The organism is Streptomyces nitrosporeus, from assembly GCF_008704555.1.
In the GTDB taxonomy this organism is placed as follows: Bacteria; Actinomycetota; Actinomycetes; order Streptomycetales; family Streptomycetaceae; genus Streptomyces; species Streptomyces nitrosporeus.
In genome coordinates, this window is the sequence record NZ_CP023702.1 from 6,896,274 (window position 1) to 6,917,217 (window position 20,944).

At 71.0% G+C, this 20,944-nt stretch carries 17 protein-coding genes and 3 pseudogenes; 14 read left to right on the forward strand and 6 right to left on the reverse strand.

Annotated features, from left to right (window positions below):
• Positions 1-32: 32 nt before the first annotated feature.
• Positions 33-236: pseudogene (locus CP967_RS34915) on the forward strand (helix-turn-helix domain-containing protein); the annotation flags it as partial.
• 1,525 nt (positions 237-1,761) lie between these two features.
• Positions 1,762-1,983, forward strand: coding sequence for a hypothetical protein (locus CP967_RS30535; protein WP_150491065.1), 222 nt, complete (start codon positions 1,762-1,764; stop codon positions 1,981-1,983).
• A gap of 103 nt (positions 1,984-2,086) precedes the next feature.
• On the opposite strand, the gene CP967_RS30540 is transcribed toward CP967_RS30535, so the two are convergent.
• Positions 2,087-2,698: a DUF2306 domain-containing protein gene (locus tag CP967_RS30540; protein WP_167535463.1), complete on the reverse strand. Its 612-nt coding sequence runs from the start codon at positions 2,696-2,698 to the stop codon at positions 2,087-2,089.
• A 368-nt stretch (positions 2,699-3,066) separates the two neighbouring features.
• Between CP967_RS30540 and CP967_RS30545 the strand changes: the two genes are divergently transcribed.
• The 5 genes from CP967_RS30545 to CP967_RS30565 all read left to right on the forward strand — a co-directional run bounded on the left by CP967_RS30545 (position 3,067) and on the right by CP967_RS30565 (position 9,052).
• Positions 3,067-4,047, forward strand: a complete 981-nt coding sequence (locus CP967_RS30545) for a quinone oxidoreductase family protein (RefSeq protein ID WP_150491067.1) — start codon at positions 3,067-3,069, stop codon at positions 4,045-4,047.
• A gap of 58 nt (positions 4,048-4,105) precedes the next feature.
• Positions 4,106-5,662 carry an FAD-dependent monooxygenase gene (locus CP967_RS30550; RefSeq protein ID WP_167535464.1) on the forward strand — a complete coding sequence of 519 codons (1,557 nt, stop codon included), beginning with the start codon at positions 4,106-4,108 and terminating at the stop codon, positions 5,660-5,662.
• 341 nt (positions 5,663-6,003) lie between these two features.
• On the forward strand, positions 6,004-6,198 hold the full coding sequence (locus CP967_RS30555; RefSeq protein WP_150491069.1) for a ferredoxin: 195 nt from the start codon (positions 6,004-6,006) through the stop codon (positions 6,196-6,198).
• On the forward strand, positions 6,195-7,445 hold the full coding sequence (locus tag CP967_RS30560) for an NAD(P)/FAD-dependent oxidoreductase (protein ID WP_229888268.1): 1,251 nt from the start codon (positions 6,195-6,197) through the stop codon (positions 7,443-7,445). The genes CP967_RS30555 and CP967_RS30560 overlap by 4 nt, the downstream gene beginning before the upstream one ends.
• Positions 7,446-7,807: 362 nt before the next feature.
• Positions 7,808-9,052 carry an NAD(P)-binding domain-containing protein gene (locus tag CP967_RS30565; protein ID WP_150491071.1) on the forward strand — a complete coding sequence of 415 codons (1,245 nt, stop codon included), beginning with the start codon at positions 7,808-7,810 and terminating at the stop codon, positions 9,050-9,052.
• A gap of 230 nt (positions 9,053-9,282) precedes the next feature.
• Here CP967_RS30565 and CP967_RS30575 read toward each other — a convergent pair whose 3' ends face one another.
• Positions 9,283-9,648: a hypothetical protein gene (locus CP967_RS30575; protein ID WP_150491072.1), complete on the reverse strand. Its 366-nt coding sequence runs from the start codon at positions 9,646-9,648 to the stop codon at positions 9,283-9,285.
• Between the two features lie 460 nt (positions 9,649-10,108).
• The gene (locus CP967_RS30580; RefSeq protein WP_150491073.1) at positions 10,109-10,528 is read right to left on the reverse strand and encodes an FKBP-type peptidyl-prolyl cis-trans isomerase; all 420 of its coding nucleotides are present in this window, start codon (positions 10,526-10,528) and stop codon (positions 10,109-10,111) included.
• A gap of 540 nt (positions 10,529-11,068) precedes the next feature.
• On the opposite strand from CP967_RS30580, the gene CP967_RS30585 reads away from it, so the two are divergent.
• The 6 genes from CP967_RS30585 to CP967_RS30610 all read left to right on the forward strand — a co-directional run bounded on the left by CP967_RS30585 (position 11,069) and on the right by CP967_RS30610 (position 17,526).
• A complete protein-coding gene (locus CP967_RS30585) occupies positions 11,069-11,824 on the forward strand; it encodes a (5-formylfuran-3-yl)methyl phosphate synthase (RefSeq protein ID WP_150491074.1) in 756 nt (251 codons plus the stop codon).
• An 8-nt stretch (positions 11,825-11,832) separates the two neighbouring features.
• A complete protein-coding gene (locus tag CP967_RS30590; protein WP_150491075.1) occupies positions 11,833-13,242 on the forward strand; it encodes an aldehyde dehydrogenase family protein in 1,410 nt (469 codons plus the stop codon).
• Entirely contained in the window at positions 13,239-14,345 is a 1,107-nt protein-coding gene (locus CP967_RS30595) for an NAD(P)-dependent alcohol dehydrogenase (protein ID WP_150491076.1), read from the forward strand. Before CP967_RS30590 ends, CP967_RS30595 begins: the two co-directional genes overlap by 4 nt.
• Positions 14,342-15,331 carry a class I SAM-dependent methyltransferase gene (locus tag CP967_RS30600; protein ID WP_150491077.1) on the forward strand — a complete coding sequence of 330 codons (990 nt, stop codon included), beginning with the start codon at positions 14,342-14,344 and terminating at the stop codon, positions 15,329-15,331. Before CP967_RS30595 ends, CP967_RS30600 begins: the two co-directional genes overlap by 4 nt.
• 622 nt (positions 15,332-15,953) lie before the next feature.
• Positions 15,954-16,691: a DUF4232 domain-containing protein gene (locus tag CP967_RS30605; RefSeq protein ID WP_167535465.1), complete on the forward strand. Its 738-nt coding sequence runs from the start codon at positions 15,954-15,956 to the stop codon at positions 16,689-16,691.
• A gap of 403 nt (positions 16,692-17,094) precedes the next feature.
• Positions 17,095-17,526 carry a hypothetical protein gene (locus CP967_RS30610; protein WP_150491079.1) on the forward strand — a complete coding sequence of 144 codons (432 nt, stop codon included), beginning with the start codon at positions 17,095-17,097 and terminating at the stop codon, positions 17,524-17,526.
• On the opposite strand, the pseudogene CP967_RS30615 reads toward CP967_RS30610, so the two are convergent.
• The 3 genes and pseudogenes from CP967_RS30615 to CP967_RS30625 all read right to left on the reverse strand — a co-directional run.
• Positions 17,523-18,725: pseudogene (locus tag CP967_RS30615) on the reverse strand (IS110 family RNA-guided transposase). The gene CP967_RS30610 and the pseudogene CP967_RS30615 sit on opposite strands and share 4 nt — an antisense overlap.
• 240 nt (positions 18,726-18,965) lie before the next feature.
• Positions 18,966-19,409 (reverse strand): nuclear transport factor 2 family protein, encoded by a 444-nt coding sequence (locus CP967_RS30620; protein WP_150491080.1) that lies wholly within the window; start codon positions 19,407-19,409, stop codon positions 18,966-18,968.
• 132 nt (positions 19,410-19,541) lie between these two features.
• Positions 19,542-19,947: pseudogene (locus CP967_RS30625) on the reverse strand (transposase); the annotation flags it as partial.
• A gap of 49 nt (positions 19,948-19,996) precedes the next feature.
• Between CP967_RS30625 and CP967_RS30630 the strand changes: the two are divergent.
• Positions 19,997-20,611, forward strand: coding sequence for a class I SAM-dependent methyltransferase (locus CP967_RS30630; protein WP_150491081.1), 615 nt, complete (start codon positions 19,997-19,999; stop codon positions 20,609-20,611).
• The last annotated feature ends 333 nt before the right edge of the window (positions 20,612-20,944 follow it).

Sequence of the window (20,944 nt, forward strand, 5' to 3'; positions counted from 1 at the left end):
AAGAGACGGTCTCTCATGCCTGCCAGAGCGAACTGACGCTGCGGGAGATCGAAGTGCTCCAATGCGTGGCCAAGGCCATGAGCAACCGCCAGATAGGGCGAAACCTCTCCATCACGGAAGGGACTGTGAAACGGCACATGAGAAACATCTTCAGGAAGCTCGATGCGACGTCGCGTATCGATGCGGTGAACAAGATGGGGTCATTCATTCCATCGGAGTCCCGATTCTGCTCCTGATCGCAGGAATTTGGAACGGCCCGCCTGTTCCTTGAGGTTCCTCAGGGCTGTCCCGCTCTTCCCGACGGGTCCGCGACGACAGCTACGGCACACCTCACCGCGTTGCCGGAACCTCCGCGTACTCTCCTGGCGGCCTCGCCCGGGCTGCCCCCGTACGTACGCGGACGCCTCTTCGCCGTGCGAGGCACCGCATCTGACACCGCGTGCTGATCCACCCGGAAGGCCGAGGCGCCCTCGTGGGGAAGTACTGGCAGAGGAGGCCGCTGGTGTTTCCGTTCGAGCCTCGTTGCCAGGGGCCGGCCGGGGAGCAGAAGTGGACCGGGACGTCGGGGGGCGATGGCGGAGGCGCCGTGGCTGCCCATCTCGCTTCCCCGGTCCCGGGTCAGCGATCGTCGCAGGTGTGCGAGCAGGAACAGGGCCTGGAGGGTGGTGGCCAGAGCGTCCCGGACGTTCTCGGTGCCGTGGCCGCCGGGCAGGCGCAGGAGCATGACGTAGTGGGCGGCGCGCTCGACCCGGGGCCGACGGCCGGTTTCCCGTCCTTGCCGATGACGAGTTCGCCCTCCCCGTAGCCGGGACGGCCCTGGATCTTTCAACTGACTTCGATCCCCGCCCTCTCGCCCTCCCCGTGGCCGGGGACGGCCCGGTCCTTCGCCTCCGTCGGGCGGTCGCTGCTCATGGCCATCGAGGTGGCGGACCGCAGCCGGCGCGGCTGGGCCCGGCGGCGCGGTTCGCGCCCGCGGCGCGGTTCGCCCCCGCCCCTGGACGTCGAGGGCCTGGCAGACGGTCTCGTGGACCACATGCGTCTCCGGCTGCTGGGGAACTGCGCCCGCAGAGCCCGGCAGATCCGTCCCGGGCTCCGTCGAATGTCCAGGTGGTTCTGGACGAGGTCCCACGGCCTGGGGTTCCGGTCCGTCTTCCCGGGTTCAGGGCGGGGCCGGCGGGTATGGGCGCCGGCCTGGGCGGTGTGCCGCCGGTACCGGCCGTTGCCCGGGTGTGGGGCCGGTCGCGGCGGACCTCCCGGCCGGCCGTGGGCGGACCGCGGACCGACGCGGACGCGATCGCACGGGACGCTGCCTCCTTCCGTAGCCGGCCGGAGGTGTGGACGCGGCCGGTCTCCCGCGGACAACGCGAGGGACCGGGCGAAGGTGCCACCGCGTCGGCCGGTGGCGCCCCGGCACACCCGCAGGCCCTGAACCGGGGTGTCGCGACGATCTCCAAAGCTCAAGGTGATCGGCGGGCCGTTCCGCCATGGCCGTCCCGGGACACGGGGCACGTGGCAGGCGTCCGTGATGCGTGACATCCGGTCGGAGACCGGGAAGCACCGGTCCGGCGGTGTCCTCAGGTCCGGCGGTCGGCTCGTCGATGTGCGGGCTGGCGGGAAGCGGCGGGAAGACTGTCGTGCCGCAGTGTCATTGCCGCAGGGTTCACGAGGCGACGCCGACGCCGGCCCGGAGTGGCCGATGTCCGGCCCCGTCCCCGGCCCGCGACGGCTGCGCGTTGCTGTCCGTAGGGAGCCACGAGGGCCTTGAGCCCCGGCGGGACCACCCGGATCCGTGGCCGTGTCGTGCTGCCCGGCCACATCGACGGCCGGGGCCGGGCAGTCGCCCGGGAACCCCCGCCCGTACCGCCGTCGTTCATCGCGGTGGCCTCGACCGCGCGGCACCAGGCCGGGGGCTGCGAGCGGCGTGAGCACGGTGAAAGCGGCGACTCCGCCGCGTATGCGCTCGTTGGCGTACGTCAGGAGTGAAGCAGAGCCCGTCCGGCGGCGTGCCCGGACGTCTTCCGGCTCTCCTCCGAGGAGACCCGGCGCACCGCTCGACGGACGAGCACAAAGCGGTGCACGCACTCGCTCAGCTCCGGCGACCCGGAACGGGGCGCCGCTTCTTCTTGGGCCGCAGCAAATACCATTCCACGAACAGCAGATGGCCGAGGACCGCACCCCAGGTGGCGCTCGCGTACGCCTGTTCGTAACTCATCCCGGTCTCCACGAGGATGATGTTGAGCGGGCGCAGCGTGACGGTGGAGGTGGTCATGGCGACGTTTCTCAGCATCCACTTCCGGTGCTCGCCGAACTTTCGCTGCCGCGCCGTGCGGTAACCGCAGATCATGGTGATGATCCAGCACGCGTCCATGGCCAGCAGGGCCAGACGGACGTCGGGGCCGCTGACGGTGAGCAGCGCGGCAGGGATGGCCAGGGCCGCGGAGGGAAAGACGCCGGCGAAGAAGTACCAGCGTCCGACAATGCGGTGGGCCCGGGGATGGCGGGCTCTGAACCACGGCCAGACCTGAATCCAGGCGAGCACGATGGAGACCACCGCCGTGTAGATGTGCGTAATGAACAGCGGATAGTGCCAGGGGAGGTCGGTACGTATTCCGAGCCGGCTGATCGAGGGGTCAAGAGTGAGATAGCGGTATATGCCGAAAACGGCGAATCCGACGCAATAAACGGCGAGGAATCCCACCCACGTAAGCTCTCGGCGGCCGGGCTTCGGGACCGAGGGCTTCGGAGGTGCTGCCGGTGGATGTTCTGCTTCCTCCGTCAAGATTTCACGAACACTGTCCATGGGATCACCTTTCATCGCCTCTGGTCTGCGAGAATCGCCTGCGCCCCCGGAGGGGTGGCGCCTGGAATTCTAGAAACCGTGAGGGAAGATGACAGAGGGCCTCCCCTTATGTGGCATGCGAAGTGTCTCTTTAGTGGTATGCGGCGCCCCGGGCCGGAAGTTTTCATGCTCCTTTTGTTGCCTTCCGGTGGCCCGGCAGGGCGAGTAGCCTTCAATGTGAATCGCATACCGTCGGACGCATCTTTCATCAAGGGGAACGCCAGAGCATGCGCATTGTTCGGTACCACGAATTCGGACCTTCGGGCGTTCTGCGAATCGAGCAAGCGCACATACCGACGCCCGGGCCGGGCGACGTACTCGTGCGGGTCGAGGCTGTCGGCGTCGACCAGGCCGATGTGCAGCGGCGCCGTGGCGAACACCCCCTGTCCGTGCCGGTGTTGCCGGCCTGCCCTGCCGCGGACGCCGTCGGCACGGTCGAGGCGGTGGGCCCCGGCGTGCCCGGCGCACGGGTGGGGGAACGCGTGGTGGTCTGGAAGGCGCAGAACGCCTACGCGGACTACGTCACCGCTCCGGTGGAGCGGTGCATTCCTGTTCCGGACGGCCTGGACGCGGGGCAGGCCACGGTCGTCGGCTCGACCGGCCGTGTCGCCATACAGGTCGTCAATACCGGACAGCTGCGTGCGGGAGAGAGCGTTCTGGTCCACGGCGCGGCCGGCGCGGTGGGGCATATGGCGCTGCAGATCGCCAAGGCGAGGGGGGCCCGCCCCGTCATCGCGACCGCGAGTTCCTCGGAGAAGCTGGACTTCGTCCGGTCCCTGGGGGCCGATATCGCGGTCGACTACAGCCGGGCCGACTGGACCCAGCATGTCGGCAAGGCGGTGGGGGACCGGGGCGTGGACGTCATCCTGAACGGAATCGGCGGGCAACTGCTGGAGCGGGACGTCGAGTTGCTTGCCCCCTACGGTCGGCTCGTGTTCTACGGAGCGGCCGGTGACCCCACGGCGCGCCCCACTCTGTCGTTCCTGGACGTCCTCGGCATGAAGTACGTCACCGGGTTCAGCATGGCCACGCTCCTTCGCCACCGGCCCGATCTCGCCGAAGCAGGCACGCGGCAACTCCTCGGCGTGGTCGCCACCGGAGACGTGCGACCGGTGGTCGCCGCGCGGGTCCCCCTTCTCGATGTCGCTCGTGCCCACGATCTGGTCGAGTCGCGCACCAGCTGCGGCCGTGTGGTGCTTGTGCCCTGAGGGAACCGGCCGAGACGAGACAAGCCGCAATCAAGCCTCCGACGGAGGAGAGGACACCATGCCCGAGCAATCCGAATCCGAAGTGATCATCGTCGGGGCGGGGCCGGTCGGCCTCGCGCTCGGCGTCGACCTGCTGCGACGCGGGACCGACGTGCGCATCATCGACCGGGACCCCGCCCATCACCCCCATTCGAAGTCCCTCGCGCTGTGGCCCCGGGCACTGGAGGGGTTCCGCCGCCTGGGTCTCATCGAGCCACTCCTCGAACGGTCCCTGACGGTAGGGGCCTTGAAGTACTACCTCGGCGAGCGCGTGATCCGGGTGGGCTTCGGCAGCCTGCAAGGCAGCCGGTACCGCTACCCCGTCACCCTGCCGCAGAGCGCCACGGAGGAGGTCCTGCGCCAGGGTTTCGAGGACGCGGGCGGCAAGGTCGAATACGGGACGGAGCTGACGGGCTTCACCCAGGACGCCGATGGCGTTCGCGCCGTGCTGTCCGTCGGTGGGCACGAAGCGGAAGCGAGGTCCCAGTACCTGGTCGGCTGTGACGGCGCGCACAGCACCGTGCGCCAATGCCTCGGAGTCACCTTCGAAGGCGCTGCCTACCCGCAGCGGTTCCTGGTCGCCGACGGAGTCTGGGAGACGTCTCTCGCGCAGAACGAGACCCACTACTTCATGAGCCCTTCGGGGGTGCTGGTCGTCACCAGCCTGCCCGGAGGGAAGGCACGGGTCTTCCTCGGCCTGGGCGAGGAGGTGCCCGCCGATCAGCTGGCCGATACCGCACAGCGATTCGCGCAAGCCCGGTGCACCGTGCCGATTCGCGCCGTGGGCGAGCTCCAGACCGGCATCTTCCGGGTCCATCGGCGGATGGCGGACCGCTTCCGGGTGGGACGCGTCCTCATCGCCGGTGACGCGGCGCACATCCACAGCCCGGCCGGAGCGCAGGGCCTCAACACGGGGCTGGAGGACGCGGGCGCCCTCGCCTGGCGTCTCGCGGGAATCCGGAAGGGCGAGCTCACCCCCGGCACACTGGACGAATGGGAACGCGAACGGCGGCATACGGCGGCGTCGGTCGTCGCCGACAGCGACCGCCAGACCCGTATGTGGACCCTGGGCGGCTGGCGCAGCGCACTGCGCGACGTCGCGCTGGAAGCCGCCGACCGCACAGGCGCGCTCGACCGGTTCGTCGCCCCGCGTCAGGCGCAGCTCGCCCTGGCTTACCCGGGCGACGGCTCGCGGGCCGGGAAGCTGCGCAGCGGCATGAGACTTCCCGACGTCCCGCTGGAGGGGCGGGCGGACCAGGCCTGGCTGCACGACAAGGTGGCCCTCGACGCGCCGGTGCTGTTGCTGTTCGCCGCTGACAACAGGACCCCGGAGCGGTTGGAGAGCACACGCGAGGGTGCACAGCGGCTGCTCGGACGAGGCGGGTACGGGAAAGCCGTTCTTCTCAGCGCGCGGATTCCCGAGTCCTTCGAACGCGAGAGAACCGCCGAAATAGCCGACCCGGGAGGAGACATTCACCGGCTGTTCGGAATACGGAAGCCAACCGCCGTCGTCGTCAGGCCGGATGCGACCATCGGTGCCGTCTTCGAGTTGAAGGGCAGTACCCCATCGCGTTAGCCGCGTGGGCCGATCGCGGCCCATTCACCGAACGAGTGGCTGTACGGATGCCCGATGGAAAGCCTGTACCGGAACGGCCGCCGCAGCGGGGCAGCTCTTGCCGGTAGATCCGCCGGGCTCCGGACGAGGAGCCGGCCAGCGGACCGCCACCCCTCCTCCAGGACATGCGGCAACCGGTCTCGTCTTCCGGCCTCCGGGCCGGCCCGCGGACCTCGGCCTTTCCCCGACGGGCCGGGGGACGGCGGTCATCACACCGGACCCGGCAAGCAGACCATGCCCCTGCGCGAGCACATAAATGCATGACGAAACGTCAAATGCACTGATAACCGAAGGTTGTGACCGTGCGAGTCCTTGCAGATGAGGAAAAATGCTGTGCCGCCGGACAGTGCGCTGTTCTGGTTCCTGAAGTCTTCGACCAGGACGAGGACGACGGCATGGTCGTCGTCCTCGATCCCCGGCCGCAGGAGCGGCTGCATCACGCGGTCCTGCAGGCGGTCGCGGCATGTCCCGGATCGGCTCTCAGGGTGGATCGGTGAAAGACGGGACCATCGCCGTCGTCGGGGCGTCCGCCGCAGGGATCTCGGCGGCTGAGACCCTGCGTGCGGAAGGATTCGGTGGGAGCCTGGTCGTCATCGGCGACGAACCGCACCTGCCGTACGAGCGCCCGCCGCTTTCCAAACAGGTGCTCACCGGCGAGTGGGGCGAGGACCGGCTCGCCATGCGTGACGCGGAGGCCCTTGCCCGGTGTGGAATCGACATGCGTCTCGGCGTCCGGGCCACCGGACTCGACGTGGGCGCTCGACGGCTCACCCTCGATGACGGCGGGAGGGTCGAGTTCGACGGCCTGCTCATCGCGACCGGTGTCCGTTCCCGCACGCTGACGGGTGCAGAGGGATTGTCCGGCGTCCACACGCTGCGGACTCTCGACGATGTGACAGCCCTGCGCGAACGCCTGAGCACCAGAGAGACGCTCGCTGTCATCGGCTCCGGCCCCCTCGGGATGGAGGTGGCCGCGTCCCTGGCGCAGTCAGCCTCCCACGAGGTGAGTGTCGTCACCGACGAAACGACGCCGATGGAGAGGGTGTTCGGGGCGGAAGTCGGACGGGTGCTCGGTGGAATCCATCAGAGAATGGGCGTCACCCTGCATACCGGCCAGACGGTGGCGGGCCTGGAACGCACGGCCGGAGAGGCGTCCGCCATCCGCCTTGCGGACGGCACGAAGATCCTCGCTGACACGGTTCTGGTGGCGATCGGGTCCGCACCGAACACCGAATGGCTCGATGGCAGCGGGCTTCCCGTCCGCGACGGCGTCGAATGCGACGCGTACTGTGCCGCGGCGCCCCGGGTCTATGTCGCGGGCGATGTCGCGAACCGGCGCTCCGCGACCGGGGGCCGGGGTGTGCGGATGGAACACCGCATGAACGCGACGGAGCAGGGGGCTGCCGCTGCCCGGAACCTGCTGTCCGAGATCCGCGGCACGAACGGCTCACGCGCGGTGTACACGCCGGTCCCCTATTTCTGGTCCGACCAGTATGCGTTGAAGCCGCAGGCCCACGGGATCCTCCGCGGCGCGGAGCGTGTGGAGATCGTCTATCAGGATCTCGGAAGTGCCGACCGGCCTCGCGTTGCCGCGCTGTACGTGTGCCGGGGTCTGGTCACGGGCGTGCTCGGCATCAGGATTCCGCCCCGAATCCTGCGGGCACTGCGTGAGCTGATCGTCGTTCCGAAGCCGTTGGGCGCTGTTCGCAGCCAGGCGGACTACGTCCTTTCCGCCATGGGCTGACACGACGTCGCCACCGCCCCCGACGGGGAAACCGCATCGGGCCGGACCTGCTTCATGGTGTCCACCGAGAACTTCACCACCGAGGTCATGCGCCGCTTCCCGGACCGGACCGCCGTTCCAGGAAGGTCCGCGACCGGCCCCGGCCCGCCGCCGGGATCCGTCACTCCTTCCGCGGACACCGGCTCCGGCCCCCACCGCCCGCTGCTGCCCCGGTGGCCCGCACGCCCGCCGCACCCCCGGCCGAGATCCGCCGGACAGGTCCCGGCCGGTTGCTCCGGCCCCCCGACAGACAGGTGCCCGGGCAGGCGGTGGAGCCGCCGAATCTCAGAGCCCTCTGATTTCGCGTCACTACTGTCCGGCCCATGGTGCGCGACCATCTCATCATCGGGGCCGGGCCGGTCGGTCTCCAACTCGCCGCTCCGCTGGAACGCGACGGGTGCGACTACGCCGTCCTCGACGGCGGCGGACGGTCCTGGCAGGCTGAGCGGCTCGTCATGGCCACCGGGGTCTCCCGGCTCCACGAGCCGCCCGTGCCGGGCCTCGGGCTCGCCGAGCGGTACGACACCTTCGATCCCGGCCCGGCGTCCTTCACCGACCAGCGGGTACTGGTCATCGGCAAGGGGAACTCCGCGTTCGAAACCGCCGACGGCCTCATGGAGAAGGCCGCGGTGATCCACGTCGCCGGGCCGCGCTCGGTCGAGTTCGCCTGGAAGACCCACTGCCTCGGACATCTGCGCGCGGTGAACAACAACTTCCTGGACACCTATCAGCTCAAGTCGCAGAACGCGGTGCTCGACGGCACCGTGGAGAGCATCGAGAAGTCCGGTGGCGGAGGCTTCCGGGTGATGCTCCGCTACGCGCGGACCACGGAGCCGCCGCGTGAACTGCACTACGACCGGGTCATCGTGTGCACCGGCTTCCGTTTCGACGCGTCCGTCTCCGACGAGACCTGCCGCCCGGCGCTCGTCATCAACGGCCGGTTCCCCGAGCAGACCTCGTCCTCCGAGTCGGTCAACGTGCCGGACCTCTACTTCGCCGGAACCCTGATGCGGCAACGGGACTTCAAGAAGTCCACCAACGGTTTCATCCACGGCTTCCGCTACGCGACGCGTGCCCTGCACCGCATCCTGGGCGCTCGCCACCTCGGCACACCCTGGCCGGCCCGGACGTTCACCACGGCGCCGGAGGCGATCGCCGACGCCGTCATCGGCCGCGTCAACCGCTCGTCGGGTCTCTGGCAGCAGTTCGGGTTCCTCGGCGACGTGGTCGGCGTGGACGGCGACCGGGCCGTGTACCAGGAGGAGGTCCCGCTGGACTACGTCACCGACGGCGGTCTCGGACCCGCCCCGCACCGGTTCGTCGTCGATCTGGAGTACGGGCCCGAGCACGAGAGGGCCGATCCGTTCGACGTAGGCGTCCCGCGCGTCGTGGAGAACGACGCCGACCACGCCATGGATTCCACGTATCTCCATCCCGTCGTCCGCCACTACCGGGACGGCGTGCCCGCCGGGACCCTGCACCTGGCGGAGAACCTGGAGAACGAATGGAACCTGCCGGCGGTCCACCGGCAGCCGCTCACCGCTTTCGTGAAGGAGTGCCATGACTGAGCAGCCTTCCGGCGCCGTGACCGAGCAGTTCCCCGGCGCCGTTCTGGACATCCTCGGCGCGGCGGACGGTCGTACGGTGTTCGAGCACGCCGGCCGGGAGGTCTCGGGCGTACGGCTCCTCGGCATGGTGCGGCGCGCGGTGAACGGCCTGCGGCAGTACGGTGTCGGGCCCGGCGACGGCGTCGTCATGCTGCTGGGAGTCGGCCCCGGGGCGTCCGGAGCACGGCCCGTCAGAGGCCGTGGGGGCACCGCACGTCAAGACCGGGCCAGGTGGCGGATTCGAAGCGCCCACCGGACCACTTCTGCGCGGCCTTCTCGTCCTTCATCCAGATAGCGTTGCATATGAGCTTGCCGTCGGCCGTGTCATCAGAGACAAGGATGTTCACCCACTCCAACCCGTCGAGAGTGCCGGCGTAGTCGCGGATCGCCGCCTCCGCTTCGTCCTTGGTGCCCTCGGGGAGGTTCAGGTTGGCCGTGGCCGAGCCGTCCTTGTTGTCGTGCAGACGGACGGTGTACGGCGGGTCGCCGATGCCGCACGCGGTGAGTGAGGTGAGCAAGCCTGCGGTGATGAGCACGGTGATGACACCGGTACGCATGGTTCCCCCGGGTGTTGCGTTGTGAAGAGGCCGGCTTCAGGCCCCTGACCGGACGGCAACCGGGCCAGGTGGTGGAGCGGTAGAGGCGCCCCTGCCCGTCGTTGCCCTCGAATTCTGGCAGGGGAGGGCGTACCCGTCTCCGCCGGGGCCGCCAGGAGGGCAGTGACGCGGCCAGGGACCACGGCCTTGCTGAACACCGAGGGATCCGGCGGGACAGCGGGGTCCCGGACCGTGCCGCTTCTCCCCGTCATCCACCACGACAGGCCGGGTCAGGGCCGACGGGCGACCAGGGGACCGGCCGCTGTACACAGCGGATACGAGGGGGCGCGGCGGTGGGCCCGGGACCCGCGGCCTGAAGAGCCGTAACAGCGGCGACCGGCCCGGCGCCTGCCGCCGTGGACGGCCCGCCGATGAGCGCGGCTGCCCTTACACCGCCCCGGCCCCCTCCGGGGCGCCGGGTTCAGGCGGGGCCGGCCGAGCCGGGCCTCGCTCCGGCGGGTCCGCCCACGACCGTGAGCAGGTCCACGACGAAGATCAGTGTCGAGTCCGCCGGAATCGACGGAGAGGGTGACTGCCTGCCGTAACCGAGACGCGGGGGGACGATGATCTCGCGCCGGCCGCCGGCCCTCATCCCCCTCACTCCCCGGTCCAGACCCTTGACGACCCGGCCGCCGCCCACGGCGAACTTGAACGGCCGGTCCTGTTCCCAGGAGGAGTCGAACTCCCTTCCCGACGCGAACGTGACCCCTACGTAGTGGATCCGGACGACCCTGCCCGGCTGCGCCTCGGGCCCGTCCCCGGCCACGAGGTCCCGGACCGTCAGTCCGGTGGGCGCCTCACCCTTCGGAACCTCGACCCCGGGCTTCGTCAGTTCACTCATCACGGTCTCCTCGCTCACCACCGGAATCCCCTGCACGGGCCGGCCTGCCGTACGGGCGTTCCACGCGGCAGGCGAACACGCTACCGGTAATGTCCGTTCTCCCTCGGCGAAGGCCCGGGGCACCCGAGGCGACGGCGAGGGCGGCGGTCGGGCCCTGTGCCGCGCACGGCCGTCCAGGCCCCGGCGGTGACGATTCCCGGGCGGGAGCTTCACGGGCACCGGGACGAGGGGCAAGCACGGACACCGGGGCGCGAGGCGAGCACGGGCACCGGGGCGCGGGACGAGCACGGGCACCGGGGCACGCGAGTACGCAGGGGGCGCTCGCGAGGGCGTCCGGGCGGACGGCGCGGATCGGCAGGCCCCGGCTCACGCCGGAGCGCACGGAGCCGTACACCTGCGCACGCGCGCCGCTCGGGAAGCTCCGCACGCTCTACCGGTGTGCACGGAGTGGCGGAAATGATGAGCGCCCCGCACATGAACCAAGTGACCCGCGGACCCCCGTGCCCCGGCCGGGCGGACCCGCGGCGGAAGGAGTTCACGGTGTTGCTTCTCGTTTCCCCGGACGGCGTCGAGGAAGCCCTCGACTGCGCCAAGGCGGCGGAACACCTCGACATCGTCGACGTCAAGAAGCCCGACGAGGGCTCTCTCGGCGCCAACTTCCCCTGGGTCATCCGGGAGATCCGCGACGCGGTACCGGCGGACAAGCCGGTGTCCGCCACCGTGGGCGACGTGCCGTACAAACCGGGCACGGTGGCGCAGGCCGCGCTCGGGGCGGCCGTCTCCGGCGCCACGTACATCAAGGTGGGCCTGTACGGATGCACGACCCCCGAGCAGGGCATCGAGGTCATGAGGGCCGTCGTCCGGGCGGTGAAGGACCACAGCCCGGAAGCGCTCGTCGTCGCCTCGGGCTACGCCGACGCCCACCGCGTCGGCTGTGTCAACCCGCTCGCCCTGCCCGACATCGCCGCCCGCGCCGGTGCCGACGCGGCCATGCTGGACACCGCGGTCAAGGACGGGACGCGGCTCTTCGACCACGTTCCGCCCGACGCCTGCGCCGAGTTCGTCCGCCGCGCCCACGCGTCAGGTCTGCGCGCCGCCCTCGCGGGCAGCGTCAAGCAGGCCGACCTCGGTCCGCTGACCCGTATCGGCACGGACATCGTGGGTGTGCGGGGAGCGGTCTGCGCGGGCGGTGACCGCAACACCGGAAGGATCCAGCCGCACCTGGTCGCCGCCTTCCGGGCGGAGATGGACCGGCAGGCCCGGGAACACGCCGCCGGCGTCCCGGCCGTGAACTGACCACCGGGATGCCGACACCGGAAGCCGGCCGCGCCCCCCAAGACCGTGCCGCACGCCTCGCCGTCGTCGACCCGGCAACCGGGGAGACCTTCGACGAGGCCCCCGACCAGCAGCCGGACGAGCTGGACGACGTGGTCGACCGGGCCCGGCGCGCCTGGACCGGATGGCGCACCGACCCGGCCGCCCGCGCCACGGGGCTGCGCGCCGCCGCCGACGCGGTGGAAGCGGCCGGCGACGACCTCGCCGCCCTGCTCACACGGGAGCAGGGCAAGCCCCTGGCCGAGTCCTTCATGGAGGTCGCCCGTACGGCGGCCCGGCTGCGGTACTTCGCCGGCCTGACCCCCGGCACCCGCCGGATCGACGACGGCCGGCCCGTGCACAGCGAGATCCGCTGGCGCCCGCTCGGCCCCGTCGCCGCGATCGTGCCGTGGAACTTCCCCCTCCAGCTCGCGGCGGCGAAATTCGCACCCGCACTCGCGGCCGGCAACACCGTGGTCCTCAAACCGTCCCCGTACACCCCCCTCGCCACCCGCCTGCTCGGTGCTGTCCTCTCCACGGTCCTGCCCGAGGACGTCCTGACCGTCGTCACCGGCCGGGAACCCCTCGGCGCCCGTCTCGCCTCCCATCCGGGCATCCGACACGTCACCTTCACCGGCTCGGTACCGACCGGGCGGGCCGTCGCGGGGGCGGCGACGGCCTCGCTCGCCCGTGTCACCCTGGAACTGGGCGGCAACGACGCGGCCGTCCTCCTGGACGACGTCGACGTGGACCGGATCGCGGACCGGCTGTTCTGGGCCGCCTTCCGCAACTGCGGGCAGGTCTGCATGGCGGTGAAACGCGTCTACGCACCGGCCCGGCTCCACGCCGAGGTCGTCGAGGCCCTCGCACACCGCGCGAAGACCGTCGTCGTCGGATCCGGCCTGGACCCGGACACCCGGCTCGGGCCGGTCAACAACGCCCCCCAGCTGGCCCGGGTCGAACAGATCACGCACCGGGCCCTGGCCGCGGGCGCCCGGGCGGCGGCCGGCGGCCACCGGCTCGACGGGCCGGGCTACTTCTTCGCACCCACGATCCTCACCGACGTGCCCCCCGGCCACCCGGTGGTGACCGGGGAACAGTTCGGGCCTGTCCTGCCGGTGCTGCCGTACCGGAACATCGACGAAGCCATCGACGCGGCCAACGGCACCGACTTCGGGCTGGGCGGTTCCGTGTGGGGCGCCGATCCCGACCGGGCTGCGGCGACGGCCGACCGGCTCGAATGCGGCACGGCATGGATCAACCACCACGCCGAACTCTCCCTCGCCCAGCCCTTCGCAGGCATCAAGGACAGCGGGGTCGGCGTCGCGGGCGGACCGTGGGGCCTCTACGGCAACCTCCGGCCGTTCGTCGTCCACCGGCCGATGGAGGAAGGGCGGTGAGGTTCCGGGCCGCCGTGCTGCGGTCGTACGAGACCCCGTTCACGGTCGAGGAGGTCGTCCTCGGCACCGGCCCGGCCGCGGGTGAGATCCTCGTCGACATCGCAGGCTGCGGAATGTGCCGGACCGACCTCGCGGTCCGGCGGTCAGCCGGCCGTACCCCGCTGCCGGCGGTCCTCGGCCACGAGGGAGCCGGGGTCGTCGTGGCATCGGGCGACGGCCCGGACGGCGCGATCGGTGTCGGCGACCATGTCGTGCTGAGCTTCGACTCGTGCGGAGAATGCCGGAACTGCCGTGGCGCGGCCCCCGCCTACTGCGACTCCTTCGCCTCCCTCAACCTCTTCGGAGGCCGCGAGGAGCACGGGCGACGCCTCACCGACGCCACGGGGAAAGCGCTGGCCCCCCGATGGTTCGGCCAGTCCTCCTTCGCCGAATACGCCCTCGTCCCGGCGCGCAACGCCGTCCGGGTCGACCCCTCCCTGCCCCTCGAACTGCTCGGCCCCCTCGGCTGCGGCGTCCTCACCGGCGCCGGAGCCGTGCTGAACACCTTCCGCGCCGGCCCCGGAGACACCCTCGTCGTACTCGGCGCGGGAGCGGTGGGCCTGGCCGCGGTGATGGCTGCCACCGCCGCCGGCGTACGGACCGTGGCCATCGACGGGAATCCCGGGCGACTGGCTCTGGCCGAACGGTTCGGCGCGACCCCCCTGCCCGCCGCGACGGCCGGGCTGGCCGAGCGCATCCGCCGGCGGACCGACGGCGGCGCGCAGTACGCCCTGGACACCACGGCCTCGGCCCCGCTGATCAACGACGCCCTCCACGCACTGCGCCCCACCGGCGTCCTCGGCCTCGTGGCACGCCTCCACGACGCGCTGCCGCTCGGACCGGGCACGCTCGACCGAGGCCGCGGCATCCGGCACATCTGCGAAGGAGACGCCGTACCCGGACTGCTGATTCCCCGGCTGATCGGCCTGTGGCAGGCCGGCCGCTTCCCCTTCGACGAACTGATCCGCACCTATGCGCTGGCCGACATCAACGAGGCCGAACGCGACTGCGACGCCGGACGTGTGGTCAAACCCGTCCTGCTGCCGGAAAGAAGAGACCGATGAGTGAAACGTCCATCACCGGTGACCCCCGCCGCCCCGCCGACGCTCCTCCCGCTCCAGCCGAACCCGCTCCTGCCGAATCCGCTCCCGCCCAATCCGTCACGGAAGACGGGGGAGGCACGGAAGGAGTGGACGGAGGTGTGGGGCTGACCGCCCTCCTGGTCGCCGCCGCACGGGCGATCGAGACCCACCGCCACGACAGCCTGGCCCAGGACGCCTACGCGGAACACTTCGTGCGCGCGGCCGGGGTCTGCGCGGACTGGCCGGTGCGCAGCCAACAGGTCCCGGACGGGGACGCCAATCCGTTGTGGGGGAGGTTCGCCCGCTACTTCGGCCTGCGGACGAGAGTCCTCGACGACTTCCTCCTCCGGTCGGCCGGTACGGGCGTCCGCCAAGTGGTCCTGCTGGGAGCGGGACTGGACACCCGGGCCTTCCGGCTGGACCTGCCGGCCGACTGCGCCGTCTTCGAGATCGACAGGGCGGGCGTACTGGCCTTCAAACACCGGGTGCTCACAGAGCTCTCGGCCGCCCCGAAGGTGAAGCGCGTCCCCGTAGCGGTCGATCTGCGCGCCGACTGGGTCACCGCGCTGACCTCCGCCGGCTTCGACCCGGACGCCCCGAGCGTCTGGCTGGCCGAAGGCCTGCTCTTCTACCTGCCGGGCCCCACCGAGACGTACCTCATCGACACGGTGGACCGGCTCACCACCCGGGGCAGCGCCCTGGCCTTCGAGGCCAAACTGGAGAAGGACCTGCTGGTGTACCGCGACAGTCCGATCTACACGGCGACGCGAGAACAGATCGGCATCGACCTCCTCGGCCTCTTCGACAGGGGACCTCGCCCCGACTCCGCGGGCGGCCTGGCGGCCAGGGGCTGGTCCACCTCGATGCACACGCCCTTCGACTTCACCCGCGTGCACGGACGTGGTCCGCTCCCCGAGCCGAACGACGCGCTGGAGGGGAACCGGTGGGTCTTCGCACACAAGCCCTGACCCCGGCGCCCGCTCATGACGATGTCCTTGCAGGGCCCGGTACCGCACTGCCCTCACGACTACAGGCGCCCGCACGCGGGGGTCGTGAGCAGGGCTCCCTGCCGGCCGGCGGCGCTCCGTGCCGGTCGACGCGGTACCGGGAGGAGTGAGCTCGCCGCAGTACGCCGGATGAGGCGGACGGCCTGTGTGGAGCCGTCCGCGCCACCGCAGCGCGTGTCCGCCGTGCCGACGTTCCCCGGAGACCCCTCGGCGGGCCGGCCCGTTCGGCGTCGCGCCGGAGCGGGCGGGCACGCGGAACCCTGGTCCGCGCGGTGCGGCCGGAACCTGCGGCGGTGAACTGCCTCAGGGACCTGAGGCGCACCTCGGCCGGGCCGCCCCGGGCAGGGGCGAAGCCCGCGAACCGGCTTCGGGCGGGACCGGGTACCCCCGCCCGGCGGCCGGCCGCCCGCAGCCCCGGACATGCCGCAAGGGTCATGGTCACGCCAAGGCATCGGTTCGTGCGAGGGCTGTAACAGCCCCGGGTCCGAGGTGCCCGGACCGACGGGCGGCAACCAGAATGACCGCGCAGAGCTCGATGCGTCGGCCGGCCCCGGGGCCGGTCCCGGGGGGAGAGGGACACGGCATGCGCACGAAGACAGTCGGACTCCGATCGACACGCCGGGGGCTGCGCGGCACCCTCCTGGGGATGACGGCGGCAGCGGCCCTGCTGACGGCCACCGCCTGCCAGTCCTCAGGGGGCGAGGACAACGCCGCCCCCTCGGCCTCCGCACCGGCCGGGGAGAGCACGTCGAAGAGCGCGGAGCCGTCGGGCGGCTCCGGCGCCGCCACCGGAACCGGCAGCGACGGTCCGGCCGACGGTACGACCGGGGACAGCGGCGAGACCGGCGGAGGCAACGGCACGCACCACCGGGACTGCGAGGTCACCGACCTCAGGACCGCGGTCGAGCTGCAGGACCCGCCCGGGGAGACTCCCCGCCACTTCCTGCTGAGCGTCACCAACGGCGACAAGGAGCCCTGCGTCCTCAACGAGTCGCCGCTGGTGCGGCTCGGGGCCGGTGACGACGCCTCCGTCGTCGAGACGCTCGGGGAACCGGACACCGAGCCCGTCGTCGTCGAAGGGGACGGCACGGCGTACGCGGGCCTGTACGTCTTCGGCAACGACGAGGGCGGAGAGGCGGAGTACGACCGGGCCGACCGGTTCACCGCCACCCTGGTCGCCGGTGAGGGCACGGAACTCAACGGCACGCTCGTCTTCGGCCTGCCCGGCGGCCTCTCCTCCGTCTCCTACGACGACGCGGCGCGGGTGAACGGCTGGGCCGGCACCGAGGGCCTGGCGATGCGCGCGATCAACGAGCTCTGACCGCGGGCGTCGGACCGCCCGCCGTCCGCCGTCCGCCATCCACCGGCCACCGGCCACCGGCCGCCGTCCGGCGGACGGCCCGGCACGGCCGGCCGGCCACGACGAGGCGCCCAGGGAGCGGGGGGTGCCCCTATGCCTTTCGTCAGGCGGCGCGCGGCGTTTCGGGTTCGCAGAAGGTGCTGTCGCGGAGCATCGAGACAGCACACCGGTGCCGTGGCGGACCAGGCGAAGGGGCTCGGGTGCGGGTCTTTTCGAAGACCGCGCTACGCCACCCGCTCGGCGGGCGGACCATCTCCGCGAGGGCCTGCCCCGGCACCAGCCAGGTCGCGACTCGGGGGGTGCCCCTAATGTCTTTGGTCAAGCTGGTCGGGTGCGGATTCGGGGCGTCTGGAACGATGTGGCCGTGCATGCTGATGATCAGGTTGGCGAGGGTGTTCCCGCGGAGCTTGCGGCGTTCCTGCGGGAGGCCGTCGACGGTCGCCCGGTGAAGATCGCTCCTTCCGTCTGCGAGGGGTGCGGCGGTCGTGTGTTCTTCATGCTGGTCAATGCGTCCGGAGCGGAACGAGAGTGTTCGGGCTGCGACAGCCGTGCGTTCATTGCGGACAGCGAGGAGTACTGGAACGAGGAGTCCTGGGAGGACGACGAGCCCGGTGCGACCGGCTGCCCGTGCGGGAGCGAGGAGTTCGAGGCCGCGGTCGCGTTCTCGCTCGGCACCGACGGATCCGTCCGCTGGGTGACCGTGGGCCTGCGGTGCATCAAGGATGGATTCTGCGGGATCTACGCCGACTGGAAGATCGACTACGAACCCACGGATCACCTCTTGGCCATGGTCTAGGTCTGCTGGGCGACAGCCCGAACGGGCTGGGATTCGTAGAAGGTTCCGTCGCGGAGCATCGCGAAAAGGACGTCGGCCCGGCGTCAAGCGAGACAGAGCAGGGCCTTGGTGTGGTGCTCGCCTTGGGCGATCTTCTTGTCGTAGTAGGCCCGCGATGCCGGGTCGCCGAGTGCGATGAACGCGGAGAGGAAGAAGGCCCTCTTGAGCTGCTTGTTTCCTCTTCGGGACGGTTGTTCGCCGCGGATCGAGGAGCCCGAGCTGCGAGTCGCCGGGGCGAGTCCGGCATAGGCGGCGAGGTGGCCGACGGTCGGGAAGGTGCTGCCGTCGCCGATCTCGATCAGGATCCTGACGCCGACTCCCGGCATCGAGGTCAGGACCTTCGGAAGAGGGTGCTCCTCCAGGAGTTCCTCGATCCGCCTGGCCAGCAGTTTCCGCTGGTCGAGCACGGCCGTCAGCGAGCTCGTGAGGCTGGGGACGATCAACTCGGCCGCCTCGGTGCCAGGAACGGTGACGGTCTGTTCGTTCAGGCCGGCGAAGACGTCCTCGACCAGCCGCTCTGCCCTCTGCGGGGCCTTTGGCCGCAGCAGCGTGACCAGCCTCCGACGGCCGGCCTTGCGTATCTGGTCCGGTGACCCGAACCGCTCCAGCAAGGTCAGGATGGCCGGGCGCTGCGACCGCCGGCCCAGCACCCGCTCCGGCGAAGGATGGATATGGGTCAGCAGGCCGTGCAGCCGGTTCGCGACCCTGGTCGCTTCCCCTGCGAGGTCGTCGTCGAACCCGACGATCACCTCCAGCTCGGCGATCGTCTCGTCCTCGCCGTCGATCGCCCGCAGCGTGTGGGGCATTGCGCGGGCGGCGTCGGCGATGATGAACGCGTCCTTCGCGTCGGTCTTGGCCTCGCCGGGATAGAGGTCGGCGATCCGTCACATCGTTGGGCCCGGTAAGTAGGCGACCGGGCAGCCCACGTCCCGCGCGATGGCCAGCGGCAGGGCGCCGATCGAGGCCGGCTGGTCAACCACGACCAGCGCTGTCCCGTGCTTGGCCTGGAGTTTCGTGAACAGTTCGCGGAGCTTGGGTTCGGTGTTGGGCAGCCGCTTGTCGAACGCTTTCTTTCCGGCCGGGGTGACGGTGGTGGCGTGGTGTTCGCCCTTGCCGACGTTCAGACCGGGGAAAACATCGATGCCGCCGGTGCCGATCACGCGCAGGCCCTCCACACGCTTTCGTCCGGCCTTGCCTCGGTAACGAGCTGCCACATCCACGTTACGAAGAGCTCTTCCGGCTCGGGTGAAACCGGTGCTCAAGCCCCTCATCAGCGGTCCGTCGATGCCTTCGGACCCGGTGTCGCCCCCCCCGGGCCATCAACAACAGGAGGGGGAAGTCATGCCGGACCCGAAGGCGGGAGGCCCCGTTGCGAAGCCGCGAAAACGGTAACGGGGGACTCAGGAAGGGGTGCACGCCTCGGCGATCGATACGCTGTTCTCGTAGAGGTGATGCCGGGTGATCCGGCCCTCCTCGACGGTGAGGCGCAGCGCGAAGGGGCCCTCGAAGGACTTTCCCGTCGCGCGCACGGTCCCCGAGAGGTGCCCCGTCAGGACGGCGTCGGTGCCGTCAACGAGGAACGTGTCGACGGAGGCCCGTGCATCCTCGGCCACCGTGTGCTCGGCCAGCTCCGTGAACTGGGCGGCGCAGTCGGCTCCGGTGGAGCGCGGCCGGATCCACGGGACGGCGGGGTTCTCGGCGAGCAGCCAGTCGACGTCGTCCGCGAAGAGCGCGACGAGCCGCTCGACGCCCCCGGCCATCCGGGCGGCGAGGAACTCCTGGACGACGTGGCGGGTGGTGTCGGTGACGTGATTCGCTTTGTGGTCAGCGGACTTGATGGGCATGGTTGCTCCTCGCGCCTCGGGTGCCGGAACCCTCGTCGGGATCTCGTTGACGTGTACCACGCTGCCGCAGCAGGGGAGCGTGGTCGATTACGCCGGAGGTAATCGCCGGGTGGAGGGCTTCTACGTCCCTCGTCAGGCCCGAGTCGGACATGCGACGGCTGCCTCGGGGGTGCGTGGTCCGTAGAAGGTGCCGTCGCGGAGTACGGCGAAGAGGAGCATGGCCTGTCTGAGCTGCCGGTTTCCGCCTCGGGGCGCGTGTTCGCCGTGGATCGAGGTGCCGGACGGCTTCGTGGCCGGGGTGAGGCCGTCGTAGGGGGCGAGGCGGACGGCGGTGGGGAAGCAGGTGCCGTCGCCGGCGGTGGCCCACAGCACGGCGGCGGTCCTGACCGCGATCTCCCGGCATCGGGGTCGGGGCCTTGGAAAGAGGGTGGTCCTCCAGCAGGGCCTTGATCCGGGTTTCCAGGGCCCGGCGCTGTTCGTGGACCGCGGCGAGCGAGCGGGCCGGCGAGGGGGTGACCACATCGGGAGGGGCGGCCCCGTCCGGCCGCTTCCCCGCGCAGCCGTACGGGCGTCCTATAGTTGGCCCCATGAGCCGCTGGACGGAGTTGACCGGGGAAGCGTCCGGGGAGGAGTACGCCGCACGATTCGCGGCCCTGGCCCGCGGGGGCCAGGACGTGCACGGTGAGGCGCGGTTCTGCGCGGCGCTCGTGCCCGCCGGAGCGCGGGTACTGGACGCCGGGTGCGGTACCGGACGTGTCATGATCCGGCTCGCGGAACTCGGGTACGACTGCGTCGGAGTGGACCTCGACGCGTCGATGCTGGCGGTGGCGCGGAGGCAGGCGCCCGGTCTGCCCTGGTTCCGGGTTGATCTGGCCGAGTTCGAGCCGGCCCTGCTCGGCATCGCGGGAGACTTCGATCTTGTCGTTGCCGCGGGCAATATTTTCCCGTTGCTCGCTCCCGGCACCGAGGCCGCGGTGGTCGGGCACCTGGCCGCGGCCCTGCGTCCGGGCGGCCTGCTGGTCGCCGGCTTCGGCCTGGACGAAGCCCACCTGCCGGTGCCGCCCGGCCTCACGCTGCCGGACTACGACGACTGCTGCGCGGCGGCCGGCCTCGCCCTCGTCGACCGGTTCGCCACCTGGGACGCCGACCCCTACGACGGCGGCGGCTATGCCGTCAGCGTCCACCGTCTGCAACTCCCCTGAGATAACCGCCTCTTGGCTGCCATCCCCTCCGGTGGCGGCCATCCCTTCCGGCTGCGGCCATTCCCTCCGGTGGCGCGGAGCGGTACCCGGGGATCGCCTGTCCGCCGGGCCGGCCCAGCACACCGCACGGCCTGCGCCCCGGCCGGGACGCCCCGCTCGTGCGGACGCGCCGGTTCCACCCGGTGCGGCAGGCTCCGCGCCTCTCACCAGGGCACTTCGCCCCCGTCTCTCACCAGGGCACTTCGCCCCCGTCTCTCACCAGGGCACTTCGCCCCCGTCTCTCACCAGGGCACTTCGCCCCCGTCTCTCACCAGGGCACTTCGCCCCCGTCTC

Bases quoted from the DNA above. Each gene is read 5' to 3' on its own strand.
- CP967_RS30545 (WP_150491067.1), top strand. From the start codon at position 3,067: ATGCGCATTGTTCGGTACCACGAATTCGGACCTTCGGGCGTTCTGCGA.
- CP967_RS30550 (WP_167535464.1), top strand. From the start codon at position 4,106: ATGCCCGAGCAATCCGAATCCGAAGTGATCATCGTCGGGGCGGGGCCG.
- CP967_RS30620 (WP_150491080.1), bottom strand. From the start codon at position 19,409: ATGCCCATCAAGTCCGCTGACCACAAAGCGAATCACGTCACCGACACC.
- CP967_RS30630 (WP_150491081.1), top strand. From the start codon at position 19,997: ATGAGCCGCTGGACGGAGTTGACCGGGGAAGCGTCCGGGGAGGAGTAC.
- CP967_RS30605 (WP_167535465.1), top strand. From the start codon at position 15,954: ATGCGCACGAAGACAGTCGGACTCCGATCGACACGCCGGGGGCTGCGC.
- CP967_RS30580 (WP_150491073.1), bottom strand. From the start codon at position 10,528: ATGAGTGAACTGACGAAGCCCGGGGTCGAGGTTCCGAAGGGTGAGGCG.
- CP967_RS30575 (WP_150491072.1), bottom strand. From the start codon at position 9,648: ATGCGTACCGGTGTCATCACCGTGCTCATCACCGCAGGCTTGCTCACC.
- CP967_RS30590 (WP_150491075.1), top strand. From the start codon at position 11,833: ATGCCGACACCGGAAGCCGGCCGCGCCCCCCAAGACCGTGCCGCACGC.
- CP967_RS30565 (WP_150491071.1), top strand. From the start codon at position 7,808: ATGGTGCGCGACCATCTCATCATCGGGGCCGGGCCGGTCGGTCTCCAA.
- CP967_RS30600 (WP_150491077.1), top strand. From the start codon at position 14,342: ATGAGTGAAACGTCCATCACCGGTGACCCCCGCCGCCCCGCCGACGCT.